This is a genomic window from Halobacillus naozhouensis (assembly GCF_029714185.1).
Lineage (GTDB): Bacteria > Bacillota > Bacilli > Bacillales > Halobacillaceae > Halobacillus_A > Halobacillus_A naozhouensis.
The window spans coordinates 1,474,109-1,491,939 of sequence record NZ_CP121671.1; the positions used below are offsets into that span (position 1 = coordinate 1,474,109).

Annotated in this window: 15 protein-coding genes; 11 read left to right on the plus strand and 4 right to left on the minus strand. The window is 41.6% G+C overall.

All coding sequences use genetic code 11. The features are described 5' to 3' along the window. The 10 genes from P9989_RS07760 to P9989_RS07805 all read left to right on the plus strand — a co-directional run bounded on the left by P9989_RS07760 (position 1) and on the right by P9989_RS07805 (position 13,842). Entirely contained in the window at positions 1–4,701 is a 4,701-nt protein-coding gene (locus P9989_RS07760) for a transglycosylase SLT domain-containing protein (protein WP_283078201.1), read from the plus strand. After that, a complete protein-coding gene (locus P9989_RS07765) occupies positions 4,689–5,570 on the plus strand; it encodes a phage distal tail protein (RefSeq protein ID WP_283078202.1) in 882 nt (293 codons plus the stop codon). Before P9989_RS07760 ends, P9989_RS07765 begins: the two co-directional genes overlap by 13 nt. Before the next feature lie 60 nt (positions 5,571–5,630). Next, a complete protein-coding gene (locus P9989_RS07770; RefSeq protein ID WP_283078203.1) occupies positions 5,631–6,596 on the plus strand; it encodes a hypothetical protein in 966 nt (321 codons plus the stop codon). 19 nt (positions 6,597–6,615) lie between these two features. Next, positions 6,616–11,355, plus strand: coding sequence for a Gp37-like protein (locus P9989_RS07775; protein WP_283078204.1), 4,740 nt, complete (start codon positions 6,616–6,618; stop codon positions 11,353–11,355). 17 nt (positions 11,356–11,372) lie between these two features. After that, positions 11,373–11,639: a hypothetical protein gene (locus P9989_RS07780; RefSeq protein WP_283078205.1), complete on the plus strand. Its 267-nt coding sequence runs from the start codon at positions 11,373–11,375 to the stop codon at positions 11,637–11,639. Beyond that, positions 11,639–11,809, plus strand: coding sequence for a hypothetical protein (locus P9989_RS07785; RefSeq protein WP_283078206.1), 171 nt, complete (start codon positions 11,639–11,641; stop codon positions 11,807–11,809). The genes P9989_RS07780 and P9989_RS07785 overlap by 1 nt, the downstream gene beginning before the upstream one ends. Positions 11,810–11,896: 87 nt before the next feature. Next, positions 11,897–12,214 carry a hypothetical protein gene (locus P9989_RS07790; RefSeq protein ID WP_283078207.1) on the plus strand — a complete coding sequence of 106 codons (318 nt, stop codon included), beginning with the start codon at positions 11,897–11,899 and terminating at the stop codon, positions 12,212–12,214. A 12-nt stretch (positions 12,215–12,226) separates the two neighbouring features. Beyond that, the gene (locus P9989_RS07795) at positions 12,227–12,478 is read left to right on the plus strand and encodes a phage holin (protein ID WP_283078208.1); all 252 of its coding nucleotides are present in this window, start codon (positions 12,227–12,229) and stop codon (positions 12,476–12,478) included. A 2-nt stretch (positions 12,479–12,480) separates the two neighbouring features. Next, entirely contained in the window at positions 12,481–13,473 is a 993-nt protein-coding gene (locus P9989_RS07800) for an N-acetylmuramoyl-L-alanine amidase (RefSeq protein ID WP_283078209.1), read from the plus strand. A gap of 108 nt (positions 13,474–13,581) precedes the next feature. Next, entirely contained in the window at positions 13,582–13,842 is a 261-nt protein-coding gene (locus P9989_RS07805) for a hypothetical protein (protein ID WP_283078210.1), read from the plus strand. 193 nt (positions 13,843–14,035) lie between these two features. On the opposite strand, the gene P9989_RS07810 is transcribed toward P9989_RS07805, so the two are convergent. The 3 genes from P9989_RS07810 to P9989_RS07820 all read right to left on the minus strand — a co-directional run bounded on the left by P9989_RS07810 (position 14,036) and on the right by P9989_RS07820 (position 16,112). Beyond that, the gene (locus P9989_RS07810) at positions 14,036–14,479 is read right to left on the minus strand and encodes a hypothetical protein (protein WP_283078211.1); all 444 of its coding nucleotides are present in this window, start codon (positions 14,477–14,479) and stop codon (positions 14,036–14,038) included. A 6-nt stretch (positions 14,480–14,485) separates the two neighbouring features. Next, complete coding sequence (locus tag P9989_RS07815) at positions 14,486–14,965, minus strand: DUF3231 family protein (RefSeq protein WP_283078212.1); 480 nt, start codon at positions 14,963–14,965, stop codon at positions 14,486–14,488. Between the two features lie 121 nt (positions 14,966–15,086). Beyond that, positions 15,087–16,112, minus strand: coding sequence for a DUF3231 family protein (locus P9989_RS07820; protein ID WP_283078213.1), 1,026 nt, complete (start codon positions 16,110–16,112; stop codon positions 15,087–15,089). A 265-nt stretch (positions 16,113–16,377) separates the two neighbouring features. Between P9989_RS07820 and P9989_RS07825 the strand changes: the two genes are divergently transcribed. Continuing rightward, positions 16,378–17,061: a response regulator gene (locus P9989_RS07825; protein ID WP_283078214.1), complete on the plus strand. Its 684-nt coding sequence runs from the start codon at positions 16,378–16,380 to the stop codon at positions 17,059–17,061. Positions 17,062–17,150: 89 nt separating this feature from the next. Here the strand turns inward: P9989_RS07825 and P9989_RS07830 are convergent, their stop codons facing one another. Beyond that, on the minus strand, positions 17,151–17,333 hold the full coding sequence (locus P9989_RS07830; RefSeq protein WP_283078215.1) for a hypothetical protein: 183 nt from the start codon (positions 17,331–17,333) through the stop codon (positions 17,151–17,153). Positions 17,334–17,831: the final 498 nt, after the last annotated feature.

Sequence of the window (17,831 nt, forward strand, 5' to 3'; positions counted from 1 at the left end):
ATGGCTACAGTACGCGAATTGCGAACAAAGTTTGTTGGGCAAGCGGAGAGTTTAAAAGCCACCTTCAGGCAAATCAAAAAAGATATTCGTGAGCTTGGCCCGACCACGGAGAAAGCCGTCGATAAGTCGAAAAAGAGCTATAACGAGCTGGCGAAAGAAACGGAAAACCTTCAGAAGGAAATTGATAAACTGGACAATTCCAAGGCCTTTGACGGATTAAACAAGGCATCTAAGAAGGTTCGTAAGGAATTCAAGGAAACCGGTAAAGTCAGCGAAAAGACTATGGAGGAATTCGAGAAAGCCGTTTCTTCAGCTGGTCGCAATCTTAACGAGATGGGGGCTGAGGGGTCTAGGTCTTTTCAAGATTTAGAATCTGCTATTTCAGGTGCAAAACGAGAAGTGCAGCAACTAAACAACACGAACCTAGATGATCTTGAAGATGAGATCGAAGACGCAACCGATGGAACCAAGGGTCTTAATCGCGAAGTGGAAAATCTTCAGATAAAGCTCCGCAAAAAAGATGACGGTGGCGGGTGGTTTAGTGATTTCAGAGAAAGCGTTATGAACGTAACCGTATCGCTTAGAGGTCTGAAATATGCTTTAGCAGGATTAGCGCCTGCTGCTATACCTGCTTTATCGTCCGTGACAACCGGACTTATGGGGTTAGCATCGTCGGTAACGGCAGCTGGAGGTGGTATAGCAGGACTAGTCGCTGTTGCCATCCCAGCTATTAACAACTTGATAAAGATGGATCAGAATCTCAAGCGGAATTCAGAGCAATGGTATGCTACAAGCCAAGCGACAAGAGATGCGATTAATGCTCTGGGACAATTCCAGCTTAAACTAGGGGAAACGGTAGTTCTTTTTACAGATCCTGTTTATAAAATCGCAGCACAAACTATGCACACCTTGATGGATGTTATAGATATGTTTACCCCCGTTGTACAAGCCTCTGCTGATGCCGTCTACAACTTATCGAAAGAATTCGATAAGTTTGTGAAAACCGATGATGTGGAAGCTTTCTTCAATTTCATGGCTAGTAGGGCTGGGCCATCGATCGAGGCATTTGGTAGCTCTGCTATTAATATTCTTGATGGATTTATGGAGTTAATGATTGCCTTTGATCCAGTTGCTCAAAAGATGGAAGCAGGTTTATTAAGAATGACACTAGGATTTTCCCAGTGGGCGTCAAGCTTAAGTGAAACACAGGGATTCAAGGATTTTATTAACTACTCTATGGAAATGGGGCCAGTATTCCTGGACCTCCTAAAAAACATGACCATGTTCTTAATCAACTTTTCTGTCTTACTATCTCCAGTTGGAGATGCAATTCTGATGCTTTTGAACCAAGCTTTCAGGGGGCTCAATAAGTTTGTAAACTTCTTACAGACTCAAATGGACAAGATCGAAGGACCTGTTAACAGGGCAAAGCAAGTCATTAAAGGACTGTTTGCTTTATTTATCGGGAACAAAGGAAAAGGTGTTAGCATTCTTTCTCGATTAGGGCTTACCTCTGGTGAAGTAAATCAGATCATTAACATGATCAACAAGATTCACGACTGGATAAACCGTTTCAGGCAAGGCGCGGTCACTGGATTTAAAGCTATCGGAACAGCTTTCAAAAGAATCTGGTCAACGCTTTGGCCATTCCTCAAACCGTTATTATTACGTATTGTTTCTTTCGTGGGTCAAATCGTGGGTCAGATCTCTGATTTCTGGAACAAAAACGGATCACAGATCATGAAAGCAGTGAAAAACGCCTTTAATTTCATCCTTTCAACTGTGAAATTCGTCATGCCGGCTGTGATGGCCATTATAAAAGTTATCTGGGGTGCGATAGAAAACATCATCCAGGGTGGATTGAAGTTCATCATGGGAGCCATAAAGCTATTCACCGGTATCTTTACAGGTGATTTTAAAAAGATGTGGCAAGGTATTAAGGATATGTTCTTTGGCGCAATCCAACTCATTTGGGGTTGGATTAATTTAACGTTCTTTGGACGTATCATCAAGGGTGCGAAGCTGTTCATCTTAGGGTTTAGAACGGCCTTTATTTCCATGTGGAAAGCAGTCAAGTCTCTGTTCTTAGGTAATGTCCGGGCTATCTGGATAAACTTGAGAGCAGCCTGGGATATGATTGCGAAAACAACACGAATCACCTTCAGGGCAATTGGTAGATTTTTTAAGGCTATTTGGAATACCATTGTTTCGCTGTTCCGTGGATCCATTAAAATTCTTTCAAAAGCAATTGATACTGGGTGGAATTTCATAACTAATACCACGTTTAAAGTTTTCCGTGGGATTTGGAAATTCTTGAAGAATATCTGGAGTACGGTCAGTGGATTTATTTCTAGAACGGTAACATCAATCTGGACTAAGGTGAGTGACACCTGGAGTGGTCTATGGAGAAGTACGAGAGATATATTCAAGAGAATCTATAACTCTATTCGTGACCGATTCAATAACATTGTTGATCGAGCTAAGGAATTGCCGGGTAAAATTGGTGACGGAATTGGAAACATGGCCAGCAAGGTCAAAGGCGGGATCACTAGTGTTATTAACACTATGGCTCGCACGTTAGGTAAAGGTATTAATGGTGTTATTGGAGGCGTTAACTGGGTCCTAGATAAGATAGGAATTGACTCCCAAGTACCTAAGTGGGATGTTCCTCAGTATGCACAAGGAACAAAAGGCCATCCTGGAGGGTTAGCAGTTGTCGGTGATGGAAAGGGAAGCAATTCCGGATCCGAGTTAATTCAAACACCTGACGGACAGTTGAGTCTATCCCCTGATTCAGATACGTTGGTAGATCTTCCTAAGGGATCAAGCGTGTTGTCTGCAAAGGATACAAGGGAATGGTTAGAATCTGTCCCTGCCTACTCTTGGGGTGTTGGAACACTCAAAAAAGCGTGGAAAGGCACGAAAAACATTGCTGGCAACGTGAAAGATACAGCTCTAGATGTATGGCAATATATTTCCGATCCTACCAAATTATTTAATAAAGCTCTTGATCTGTTTGGCGTTGAAACACCAAGCTTATCAGGAATCTTTAAGGGATTCGGAAGTGGATTATTTAATAAAGTCAAAGATGGGTTCATAGGGTTCCTGAAAGATAAGGTCGGTGACTTCGGTTCATTTGACAGCAATGCACCCGGTAACGTCAGAAGTTGGATTGCTGCAGCTATGAGAAGAACCGGTGTTCCTGCATCTTGGATGGGACCGTTAACGACTATAGCCATGAGAGAATCCGGCGGACGTACCGGTCCTTCTACCATTAATAGATGGGATAGTAACTGGAGACGCGGTACACCTTCAATGGGGCTTATGCAAACCATTCGTCCTACTTTCTTAGCGCACATGGAAAGTGGTATGGGGAATATCATGAACCCGATCCATAACGCAGCTGCAGCTATCAATTACATTAAGTCCCGTTATGGCAGTGCCTTTAATGTGCCTGGTATTCGTAACTTGGCCAGAGGTCTCCCTTATGTGGGCTATGAAAAAGGCGGGATCGTTGATCAAGAGCACACGGCTATGGTTGGCGAAGGAAACAAAGAGGAAGTTATTATCCCTCTGGAACAACATAGAAGCAGAGCTATCGGCTTGTGGAAGGAAGCAGGTCGACGTCTTGGACTGTCCGGCCAATCTATAGCCATTCTCTACAATGCACAAGAAGATGTGACCAAAGCTATAGAAAACCTTATTACGCGAACTAAAGACCAAACTCAGAGGATCATTAATCAAAGTCCGTTCCTACGAAGAATTGTGAATTCGGTTAATCAAGGGAATGCAATGGCTTCAGCTGAACTAAGCAGTATTCAGGCTACATTAACTTCTGGTAATACCAAACTAATGACGACAATTAATACTTTAGGGGAGAACATCAAAACTGCAACTGTACAAGCCATTGAAAAAGTTGCACAAACGAAAGATAAGCAATCACAACCAGCTGATTCAAACAGTCTTCAAGATCGAATAGATGCTATAACACGTAAAGGTGGTAAACACGCACGTGAATATTTCCAATTCATTAGAGAACATGGGGACTGGCTGAATGATAGCGCCATGAGTATCTTCGATAAAGGTCTACGCCGACAGTTACTTATGGCTGGACATGATCTTGCGGTGCAACGTGGTGAAGATCAAGGAAAGTATGGAGAGAAGCATTATCAGAATATAGTTGACGGGACATTTGAAGCCATTCGAGGATATAACGATCCAAAACACAAGAGTGTTGGCAATGCCATCAGATCGTTGATTCAAAAAGGTGGAAGTGCTGCATGGAAATATTTCAATGCTATTCAAGTAGATGGGGACTGGGCAAACGATTGGATTACGCATTTACCTTCCTCGCTACGTTCAAGGGTTAGAGAAGTAGGCAAGAAGTTTGCGAATCTAAATGGCTATGCCAGCGGAGCATACGGGATAGATACGGCTCAGTTAGCCTGGATTGCTGAGGGAGGTTGGGCCGAGTCCGTCATCTCATTTGATCCAGCGAAGCGCGCATCTCAACAAGCTATTTGGCGTAAGACCGGGGATGAACTTGGCTTTAATTATCCAGGAGAAGGTGGAAGAGGTCGAGGTGGCCATGAATTTAATCAATATCTAACGTTCAACAGCCCGACTCCATTGAAACCTTCAGAAATATCAAGAAAAACACGCCAAGCGTCCAGACGTATGGCTGAGGAATGGGGGGAGTAATCATTCCTACTATTACATTTACCAATGCAAGAGGGGAGAGGGTCACTTTCACAAGTGGCGCTTACCCCTATTTACTGCAAAGTTATGAAGGGGTTGGTGAGTTAGATGCGGATATTCAATCCCAACGAGCTCCTTATCAAGATGGAAGTACGTATATCGATACGTTGTTACAGAATAGACCTCTAACTCTCAGGGTTATGATTGATGCTAATAATCCTAACACGTTGGCTTCTATGAAAAGGCATATCAGTAAAGTGTTTAACCCGAAACTTGGCGAGGGTCTTCTGAGCTTTGAAAGATATGGTGAAGTATATGAAATCCAGCCAGTAGCAGATGGCACTCCGGTTTTTCTGTCGGGTCCACAAAACAGTGCCCCAACTTTCCAAAAGATCATGATTAACCTCATTGCTCATGATCCTTATTGGAAAGATCCGCAGGAAGTATCTAGAGCATTAAAGGCATATGAGGGATTATTCGAGTTTCCGTTTAATTTTCCTATTGAATTAGGACAGGAAGGGGATTCGACAATCCTTGAAAATGAAGGAAGTGTAGAAACTCCTGTACAAATCAATATTCAGGGTCCAGTTAAAAACCCAAGGATTACGAATAGGACCACAGGAGAATATTTGCAACTTAACAGGACGTTATCGTCTGATGAGATTCTTCATATAGATACGAACGAACAGAATAAGCGGGTGGAAATTTATCGTGAGGGCAGGGTCATTGAAAAAGCGTGGGGGTATCTCGACGATTATTCAGATTTCTTAATGTTGTTAGTTGGGAGTAATGAAATCGCATATACAGCAGACTCCGGGACTACTGGAGCCATCGAAGCAATTGCTTGGAAAAATAGATACGCCGGAATTTAAAAAAGTTATAGCATCCCCAATGAGGATGCAATTATTTTGCTCTAAAAGGAGTGATAAGAAATGGAACGCAGTTATTTTTTTAATACACCAGATGGTGGACCTAAGTATAATTACGAGGCAACTGATATGGCGAGATTTCATGCTCAGATCATAGGAGATGGAGTCTCTAACACCGATACGTTAGATGATCTATTTGTTTCAGAAAAAACGAATATGACTGTGTCATTATCTGCTGGATATGCCTTTGCTAATGGATACATGCATGAAAACACGGCAGCTATGGATTTAACACATGAAATAGCTGAACCGACTGAAGATCGGATTGATCGAATCATTATAGCGTTTGATAATACGCCTGCCCAGCGTAAGACTTACGCTTATGTAAAAAAAGGAACACCATCCTCATCTCCAGTACCACCTGGCCTTACAAGAGATAGTTACGTTTTTGAAATGAGTGTAGCTCAGGTAAGAATATTGGCGGGGAAATCCTTTATTGAACAATCAGAAATTACAGATGAGCGAGCAGATAATACCGTATGTGGATATATTCCACTTCACAATATCTATCGAGCTTTAAAAATTTCTCCAAGTGGAACAGCAACATTTTTAAATCAATCGTTCATTAAAACTTATAACGATTCGGCAAACGTACCTTTTGTAGAAGGTACAACAAGAACCATTCCTTTTGGACAGATCCGAGAAGATACACAAGGGGAAATCAGTTCAGATTATTCTTTTACAGCTAAACAAGATGGTGTATATCATTTTTGGGCTGAGATTGGTTTTTATGCAGCTGATTTTCCGGTGGGTTTAGACGTACAGATATATCTGTACATCAACGGTCAAAACTCATTTCCCTTGGTGGCCAAGGTATTTAATTCAACAAATGATAACTATGCCATCGCAAGCGGGCTAGATAAGATCCATGCTGGTGATGAGGTTACAATTAGAGCTCTAATGTATAACACTGGCGGGCAAACGCTTTATCCGGATCTGATTCAGCAAAGGATCGCTAAAATCTCTTAGTAAGAAGATGGTGATATAAATGAAAAAGCCAATTAGGATCTATACACCGTTTATTGATCTAGTGATGGAAACGGATAACTATCAATCTTTGCAATTTCCTCGGAGCTTCTATGGGATCGGGAACTTTGAACTTCATGTTAATAAGTATGTTCACGGTGCTGATACGTTTGAAAAAGGGAACATTATTGTCTTAGATAAACAAGACAACAAAGCAGGTATGATTCTATCGAAAGAAATTGCCTTAGACGAAAATGGTAAAGCAACGGAGAATTGGAAGATTACTGGTTATACTTTAGATGGATTGTTGAGTCGTAGAAGAACTGTTCCAAGTGAAGATGATGCAGGTGGTTATGATCGGAAAAGCGGCGATTCCGAAACGGTCATGAAACATTATATTCAAAAGCATTTTATTAACCCTGAAGATCCAAAACGTAAAATGCCCCAGTTGGAAATCGCACCGAACAAACACCGTGGTGATCATATAGATTGGGAATCCCGTTTTAAAATTGTATCAGAGGAATTCACCAAGATAGGTAAGCGCAGCGGGTTAGGTTGGATTGTTAAAATCGATACCAAAAACAAGAAATTTGTTTTCGACGTGATCGAATCCAAGGACCTAACTAAAGGAAATCCTTATGGAAACACACCTATTGTCTTTTCTCCAGACTTCGGAACAGTGAAAGGGCAAAGTTTCACTAACAGCGATAAAGAATATCGAAATATCGCTTATGTAGGTGGACAAGGTGAAGGTGAGAATCGAAGAATTGTTGTCGTAGGAAATCAGGAAGTAGAGGGCCTTAACCGAATAGAAACATTTGTTGATGCTCGCGATCTTGGCAATGATAAAGGAACAGAAGAAGATCAAAAGCTTACCGAAGAGGAAATAGAGCAGCAATTAAGAGAGCGCGGAGATCAGCAACTTTCAGACATGCAAAATAAACTTTCATTTGAAGCGGAAATCCTAACACCTATTACTAAAAGGGTCAACCGTATACCTAATGGTGAAGCTATCGCAGAAACACCCTTTGAGTATGAAGTCGATTTCGATTTAGGAAACAGAGTGACTATTCTTAATAAATCATGGGGAGTCATTATGTCAGCTCCCATTACTGAATTTTTAGAGGTTCATGAACCAGGCGGATTCCGACTAGAAGGCACATTCGGAGAATCAAAACCAACGCTTGTTACTAAGATCCAAAATAAATTCGATGAGATCAGTGGTATAGAACAACAAGAGTTGCCAGCCAAATATACTCAGATTCAGGTGGAAAAAGCCAAGGAATATAGTGATCAACAATTATCTAAAGAACAAAAAGCACGTATAGAACAAGCTAAGGAAAACTTGAAAGAAGCTAAGAATTACACGACTGAATATGCTGAACAAAAGTTCCATGAAGGTCCTACCCCACCTGAAGATAAAACCAAGAAGTGGATCGACACCTCAGATCCTGACAACATTGTATGGAGAACATGGGACGGATCTGAATGGGTAGCTGGCCCAAGTGGTCCGAAGGGTGTGCCTGGTCCTCCAGGAGAAGATGGGCAATCTCTTTACACCTGGATTAAATATGCGGATGATGCCCAAGGTGGAGGCATGGCTGATTTACCAGATGGAAAAGAGTATTTAGGGATAGCTTACAATAAAACGGATCCAACTGAATCGTCCAACCCTGATGATTACACCTGGTCTAAAACCGAAGGCCCTAAAGGGGATCAAGGGATACCAGGCCCTACTGGTGAGGATGGGAAGCCTAGATATACGTGGATCAAGTATGCGGATGACAATATAGGCACCGGACTATCAGATGATCCAACAGGGAAGCCGTATTTAGGAATCTCTTATAACAACCTAGAACAAACCGAATCAGATGATCCAAATGACTATACGTTTAGCAAAATTGAAGGCCCACAAGGTCCTAAAGGGGAGCAAGGTCCACGTGGTTTGCAGGGAATTCAAGGTGAGCAAGGTGAACAGGGAATCCAGGGGCCTCCTGGTGAGGATGGTTTATCTTCATACACCCATATTGCTTATGCAAACAGTGCTGATGGGACAACCGGTTTTAGTGTTAGCGATAGTCAAAACAAATTGTATATCGGTATGTATGTGGATCATACTGCCAGTGATAGCACCAATCCAGTTGATTATAACTGGACCTTGATTAAAGGGGCAGATGGTGAGCAGGGTATACCTGGGCCAGCCGGTGAGGATGGAAGGACCCCTTATCTCCATATTGCATATGCGACAAATAGTGACGGGACAGCAGGATTTAGTACAACGGATTCAACCGGAAAAGCGTACATTGGTCAGTATACGGACTTTAATGCTACTGACAGTACAAATCCCTCCAGTTATTCTTGGTCTTTAATTCAGGGACCACAAGGCCCTGTAGGTGATCAGGGACCAATCGGACCAGAGGGCCCACGGGGGCCGCAGGGGATTGAAGGACCGCCTGGACCAAATGGTGAAACGTATTACACCTGGATCAAGTATGCTGACACTGCTTCAGGAAGTGGGATGTCGAATGATCCAACAAATAAAGAGTATATCGGGATTTCCTATAATAACCTCGACCAAACTGAATCTAGTAATCCAGCTGACTATACTTGGTCTAAGATTCTAGGCCCACAAGGACCGACAGGAGATACAGGACCTCAAGGGCCGCAAGGTCCACAGGGACAGCAAGGTATTCAAGGTCCGCCGGGCGAAGACGGTAAGCCTCGTTATACATGGGTAAGGTACGCTGATGATGCGAGCGGCAACGGTATGACGAACGTGCCCGGTGATAAAGAGTACATCGGGATAGCTTCCAATAAGCTAACTGCAACTGAGTCAACGAACCCTGCTGATTACACATGGGCTAGAATTAAAGGTCCAATAGGACCACAAGGGCCCACAGGTGATCAAGGTCCACAGGGGCCGCAAGGTGAACAAGGGCCAAGGGGTCCGAACATTGTAGACACTAATACTTCATTTGGCGTTAATTGGTTAGTTGCAGACTATATTCAGTCGCTTGCAGGATTAAACGTAGGAAACGGTCAGTTTGTTGTTGACGAGTTAGGTAACGTAACCTTTGCCGGTACGTTAAGCGGTGCAGACGGAGATTTTACAGGTACACTTGAAACAACTTACGACAACCGTTCGCTGCAAATTTCAGGTGGAGGTTGGACGTCATGGTCTAGCGGAAAACGTGTTATAACAATGTTTGACAACGCTATGTGGTTCTACGACCCCGGAAACCTCGATGAATATGGTAATAGTGTAGAGGTAGCCAGTATCAGCGGAACCAATTTTAGTGGAACTGAAGGCATATCGGTAGGTTTTTCTATTTCAGGTGACGCTGATTATGTAAGTATTTCAAGGAAGCAATCAACATTAATGGAGTTTAACTGGGAAGACCTAGAACACCAATACACACATTTATTTGGTGCTGAAAGTTATAGCGAAAACGGTTATGTAATGGTGAAGTCAGCAGACTACATTTTTCACGACACTCCAAATATTTTAGTGCAGCAAGATACTGTGGTCGGTAGTAGTGACTATGCACGTGTAAAAGTAACAATCGGTAACGCCGAGCAGACGTTAGCTGACTCATACAATGCCGGGCAAACTTCTATTGACTATGGGTTTTCGATACACCAGTTAGTAGGCGACGATTCAGACTTCACTACGCAGTTATTTATGGTTAGTTCAGACCTTAATAACGAAACGTACACCCAAATAGACACAGACTTGGTAAACATGCCAGGTATTGTTGGCATAGGTAACTTAACTGTAACAGGTAGTTTAACTGCTGATGCCGGTACTGTCGTAGATTTATTTAGTCCCATACTTTCAGGTACCACAAAGGCCAATAGCCTTACGGTAACAGGGACTCTTGCTGTAGATGGAGCTATATGGGGAGGGCTTGTTGTAAACGGTAAGCTTGACGCCAGAGGAGTGGTTGATGCCAATAGTCTTGATGTACTAAACGCAGCGAATGTTGGTAGCTTAGAAGTAGATAACTCGGCAACAATAGGTGAAGGCTTAACGGTAGGTGGAGACCTTACTGTTGACGGTACTACTCTTTACGTGGGTACTAACCAAGGTCGCTTCACTATTTACAATTCCGATTTTTGGATGCAGTCTGAGTCAGGTACCGTTCATGTCTCTAAATATCAATCGACAACGCACGCACGCTTTGAAGCCGGCAACATCGTATCGCATGGAGGATCCCGACCGATGGAACTACGCGGCAATATGGCGAACGGCGCGGTCATCTTCGGATTAGGATCGGAGTCCAACGCGGAGTATATTGCAACTCACGACTCCTCGGCATCCCCAGGCGTATTCTACTTTTGCGCTGACGCACCTACCGTCGGGGAAGGGAAGAACCCGTATGACCACGCAAATGCTTTGATATATTGCGGGAGCGTAACTGAGAAATCAGAAAGAGATGCTAAAACGAACATTGAGCCCCTTCACAGTAAAACTTTAGAAGGCGTTAAAAACACACCTGTTTATAGGTATACGTATAAAAAACACCTGACACACAGGGGAGACGCCGTTGAAACTCCGTTAAGGAAAACAGGGTGGATGTTTGATGAAGCTCCAGAAGAAATAAAGCATGAACCTGGCGGAATCGGGATAAGTTCTGCGGTTGCTTATGTATGGAAGGCGTTGCAGGAAGAGAATGAAGAACGTGAAGTTGCACAAGCGGAGTACGAACAACGAATAGCCGCGTTAGAGAAAAGAATCGCAGAGTTAGAACAGCAGACATAAAACTGGAGGTATTTAACATGAAAATTATCGAGTCTCTAACTTATGAAGAGGCGCTAGAGATAACTCTCGACGCTCACATTCAGAAATACGAGGATGACTACGGAAACATAGAGTACGGTATGCCTAGAGCCGAGGATGTTCCGGATAAAATCGAGGGGATGATGGGCGGAAGTTGGAGTGTAGGCGATTTTATTGCTATTTTCGCTAGACTTACGCAGGAACAACAGAAAAGAATCGATGCACTTGAACAACGTATTACCGAATTAGAAGGAGGAGTTTTATAATGGAACAGCAACAATTAGATGTAAATAAAGTTATTGAGGTTTTGTCAGCTCGACACTCACATACGGTAGCAGCATTAGAAAGGGAAATTGCCGTATTGGTTGTGCAAAGAGAGCATCTTGCAGAAGAAAATAAACAATTAAAAGAAGGAAAAACAAACGCCAAGAAATAAGGGCGTTATTTTTATGCGCATAAACCCGTCCACTTGGTACATGGGCGGGTTTTAATATAAAAAAATGTTTTATTAAGGGGGTCAAGAATGCCACAGGAGGAGATGAAGAATCAAGAACGACTGGCTGTTGTCGAAACAGAATTACGGCAGCTTACCAAGATGGTAATCAACATGAATGACAAGCTAGACGTTTGGAACCAGAATTATGTTCCGAGGAATGAGATTAATGAAGCATTCCGGGCAAGAGATCAAGATATTAAAGAGATCAGGGATGAAGTCAAAGAGAAAGCAGGTAGTAAAGAAGTGGAAAGGATCGTAAAGGACAAAGACAATTGGAAAAGAAATTTACCAGCATGGGCAGCCTTCTTTTTGGCTGTCTTTACTTTATTGCTTCGATATATCTAAGGAGGAATTCACATGAAAGAACTATTAACGAAAATCAATAACAAATGGGTTCGATTAGCACTAATGGTTATCGTCGGAGTTAATACTGGCGCCATGATGTTTGGATATCAATTATTGCCGTTTTCCAGTCAGGAAATTGCTACTGGTGTATCAATGGCCGCGATGGTCGGAAGTGAAATATGGAATCATTACAAGAACAACAATTACAGCCAGGCAGCTAAATACGCTCAAAACTATTTAGAATCAATCAAGGGGGATAAATAATTATGGCATATTTAATCGCTTTAGATGATGGGCACGGAATGGAGACACCAGGTAAACGCACACCTTATATTAGCAGTCTTGGTCGTTTCGTCCATGAAAATGAGTTTAACCGGGCAGTTGTAAAACACCTAGATGAGGAACTAAGAAGAAGTGGTTTTGAAACATTGCTTGTGGCCCCTGGGGACGAGGATAACTCTTTAATTTTTAGAACAAACCGTGCAAATGATGCAGGGGCAGACGCTTATATTTCTGTGCACTATAATGCCTTTGATGGTTCATTCTCTGGAGCTGATCCAGAAGGTAATGAGATTTATGTTTATCCAGGACACACGAATCGTGCTGCAGGTGAACTGGCAGCATGTATTGGCAAGTATCTACGTCAGGGAACTTCTCAAAACTGGCGGGGTATTAATGAGGCAAACTTCCATGTACTACGTGAAACAGCTATGATTGCCATTCTTTCTGAGAACGGCTTTATGGATAATGAACGTGAAGCCTTGCTTATGGTTGATCCAGATTTTCAAAGAGAAGTGGCTATTGAGCACGCTAAGGGGATTTGTGATTACTTTGGAGTTTCCTATGTACCTGGTAATTCTGCACCAAGTGGTACCTATATTGTCCAGCAGGGTGACACTCTTTGGGGGATTGCTCAGAAGTTCAATACGACAGTTGAGCGATTGAAAGAACTTAATCCAGGAGTGGATCCACAAGCCCTTCAAATCGGAAGTGTCTTGATCGTAGAAGGTAGTTCGAATTATTCCACACCCTCATATGTTGGGAGGCGTGTAGAATCAATTTATCAAGGGGAATTACGTTTCTACAGTGTACCGTCCTGGGATGATTCAGATATTGCTGGCTATCTTCAATATGGGTATGGATTTCCGAACGTACTTGCAATAGTTGATGTAGATGGATCACCACAGTATAAGGTTGAAAATTCTAATGGTGAGGTTTATTACGTCACTACAAGTGAAACGTATGTAAAGCTAATATAAAGCAAAGGCCCTGGTCTATGCCAGGGCTTAAATTTTTTAATAGACAAACCCCCTTTTAGTGGTAAAATGGTATTAGTCTTTAATGCTTATAAGGGGGTGGTAACAGTAATGGAGTACATTATTAGATATGACGGGTTTGGATGTACCCGTGAATACCCCGCACAAGGTCCTCTTGAAATTCATTACACTTATGTAGTGAACAATGAGCGACATATTATTGTGCAATATCTGGCCACGCCGTTCTGCTACAGAAAAGTCCTTCAATCAGACATTCCTTCATTAGAATCCCACTTACGCGAGTTCCTCGAAAAGGAAAAAGCATGGATCGAATTGGGATCGTATGATCAGCAGTATGAGTTAGTTAGATAAATCAATAAGTAGTTTCGTACGAAGAGGCCCCTGTCATGGGGCCTTTTGCATAATTAGTTAAGGAAATATTTTTTCAACTTTAACAATCGCACCCGATTCCAGAGTAGTTTCTATAAGCTATTTTAGATCAACTTTTTGGTCAAAATACACACTTTTCCGGTTATGTAGTCGATGCCTTATTAGGCATACGGCTTTAATGGAAATACCTTAATAGAAAAAACTTCATGAGGAACCCTGAGATACAGCCGGGTATTACAAAGAGCATAGGTAACCAAACCGGCCCCAACAATACTCCAAATAATGTGAATGTCATAGAATATATTAATCCAACTGTGACCGAATAAGCCGAGAAGACGAAGGGAAGAAAAGAATAAGGCTGTTGTCCACCCCCGGCGTCCCTGTAAGCATCCCACATGGCAAAAAAGTATAAACAAGGATAAAACATCAGCCATCCATAATTAGTTTGCTGAATCGCTTCATCAACTTTTCCATGAAAACTTAATAAGATGACTTGGTTAAAGTTTGCCTGTATATTAATTAAGAACTCAAGTAATATGAGCCCGATACCTTTTATATATTTTCTATTGAGTATTTGCCCAAAACCTGGAAGACCAATGCTCCAAAACAGTTTTTCCATCGGTTGTTAATCTTTTTTCCTTGCTAGAGTTTTTCGGTCAACTCCTATAGATGGTTGCTCCAACCAACCTTTGTCGATCAAAATGTTTGCCCTGTATTCGGAGTACTTGGCAATCTCTCCTGCCAAACGAAGGTAGTGTAATCCTAAGTCTCTTCTCGGACTGTCGGACATAGCAATCCCGTGTTGCCCTATTCCTGAAGCAATCAAGGCCGTAATATGAAACATCATTAATTTGTCTGAAAAAGTATAAACAATAGAGTCCATAACGGTGTGATCCCACGTTTGAGGGGAGGGCAAATGTTCCTCTTCAAGTAAGGAAGAGAAGACTTTATCCAACGCATAGCCTAGTACCCCTGATATTTCTGGGTCTTCTACTTTCGCCAAAAAATACCTCAGACCACAAATCATCATTGTCCCCTGAACATACGATGTCCAAAGGTTTGAAATTTCAGCAGATGTTAGTTCTACATGAGCATTAGTTTCCATGGTTAACCTCCTAATCACTCTTATGAACTTTTTTTCATAATGTTTTAATGGTTCTTGCTGATCATGAGATCTATCCTTGGCAGTTTCTTTCCATTGTTGCTACGCCCCCTTAAAATAGGTCCTACTGTTTTTTCGGTCGCTGATGGATCAATTGATTTCGATCTGCAGCAGTTGGCGGTTTTTCCATCCATCTCTCGGCAATCATGATCTCCATTCCTTTATCCCCGTATTTTCCAAGCTCCGCAGCGAGCTTCCCATACATCGGTATTAAATCGTGTCTCATACTTGTAGACATACTTCCCCCATACGTGGCTATGCCGCCCATACTAAGTGCTCTAGTATGGTATACCATCAACTTGTCCGAAAACGGGGCTTGAGTGGATTCCGTGACCTCCGAATTCCATGTTTGGGGGGAAGAGAGGTCTTCTTTTGTTAGGAGGTCCGCGAATACTTTCGTATGCTTGGATGCGATTTTCTTTCCGCTTTTAAGGTATTCTCTTGCTCTTTCGGTTTTAGCGACCTGGGCGTAGCCAGTGAATAACACCTTCGAGAATATATTTGTTAACTCGCACATGAAAACATCGTTGATTTCCACGGCGTTTAAGGGGTACTGTTTCCCCACCCAACCGTTCATGTATTGCTGATCCCGGATATATTCTATTTTCTCGGAAACAGGGACATAAGGAGATCTTGTATAGATGCCTTTCTTCAACATTACTTTCGTTATTTTCTTTGAAAGATCGGCAGATGAGCCGATACATTTATGAAAATAATCGTTTGTGTCTTCCCGTGGAGAAAGTGGTAAGGTTGCACCATAAGCCATTAGACCAAGACGTGACATGTTTTGTAAATAAACAAGTCCAAAGGTATCCGAGAAAAGTCGTGGTACTGTAGTATCAACATCATTATCCGTAAATCCTTCAGGAACGGGTTGATTTTCTCTTTTAAAGATTTCTGCAATTTCCTCTACATGCTTTTGAGAGAGATTCAAAGCAAATTTTAAAACTGGTATTACCTCTTTATCATCCGCCTTGGCAAGAAAGTGTTTCAATACGCAAATCGCCATGCTGTCATTGATATAAGAAGTCCAAAGCATTCCTAACTCTGAGGCAGTTAGCCTTAGATTCGGCTGAGATTTATTTTTCACTGTCGTTCCCCCTAAGTAAGTACTGACCATATTGTTCCGCATGAGTGGGACGAATATTCCATTGAGTTACAGCAAGTTATTTCTTGGACATATCTAACAGAAGATGTGGATACCCAATATTTACACCCAAACAATATGAATAATGAATTGAAGCGTTTATAATAAAAATAGGGTTAGGTTATTGACCGTGAATAGACAGAGAAAAGTAGAGACTTTTTCATTCATAGAAAAAGAGAACCGAATGGGGAAAATAGGAGGATAGCTAATGGCGACCAGTATTGTATTAATTGATGATCATAAATTATTTCGTGAAGGTGTGAAGCGGATATTGGATTTTGAATCCAGCTTTAAAATCGTTGCAGAGGGCGATGGTGGAACTGCAGCGCTCGACCTAATCGAAAAAAATAAACCTGATATTGTATTGATGGATATTAATATGCCCAATATGAACGGTATTGAGGCAACGAGGGAGATTACATCTCGTTATCCAGACTTAAAAATTATCATTCTTTCCATTCATGATGATGAAAACTACGTAATTCACGCTCTGAAAATGGGGGCCCGAGGGTTCTTGTTAAAGGAAATGGATTCTGATGCTCTAATAGAGGCGATTAAAATAGTCAGTGGTGGAGGATCCTACTTACACCCGAAAGTCACCCACCATTTAGTGAGTGAATATCGTCGTCTATTAAAAAGCGCAGAGGCGAACTCACTCTCATTCCAAATGAAAGAGTATCGTAAGCCCTTTCATCTGCTTACACGCCGTGAATGTGAGATACTCCAACTAATGGCAAATGGAAATAGTAACCGTGGTCTTGCTGAATCGCTTTATATCAGTGAAAAAACAGTTAAAAACCATGTGAGCAATCTTTTGAGAAAGATGAAGGTTAATGACCGTACACAAGCTGTCATTTCAGCCATTAAAAACGGCTGGGTCGAAGTGGTCTGACAGTTAAAAAACGAGCAATGGAGAACACTTTTCTCCATTGCTTTTTTAATAGCCTGCCACCATAAAGCCATGCATAAACCATTGCGGTCTTAACTAGTTAATTGGTTTGTTAAATCAATAATTTTCTTAAAGGCTTCCTCTCTAGTTGTTATAGATGAATTTGGATCCTGAAATTGGTAAATTAAATCTTGAATTTCAGCAATAAGGTATAAATCATCTGGTTTGTTGTATTGGGCCATTTTTGTTGGAAAATTAATTAGATTGTCTCGCACAGGAAATCTCCTAGGTTGAAATTTATCTTAATTTTCCTATTACCTCTTTATAAAAAGCTAAAACCCATAAAATGCTATAAATAAAAGATGGAATCCTGAGTAGCTCCCTCTCTGTGTAATTCCTTTACTTAGACCCGGCATTTAATCTTTGGCCGATTAAAGCCCACGCCTACGTAGTCAGTTTAGACAAATAAAAAGGTATATTACTCACTTATTTTGCGTTAACTATTAAATAGAGGGTCATCCATATTAGCCTTGACTAACTTGGGTAACCCTTTTCTATCTTTTGAATAATCGCGCCACGTTTATTTAATAAATGAAGAGTACCTATTAGCTGGTATTGTTGAAGACTTGAAATCAAAGTAATTGCCTAAATTAACTCCCACATTAAGCCATTATCATAATAAATGTGATAAACGAATCGAGGATTTTAACTTGTTTTTGACAAAGTGTTGCTCCTCTTTGAAAGTACTTACGAAGATCTTTTGATGTGGTGAC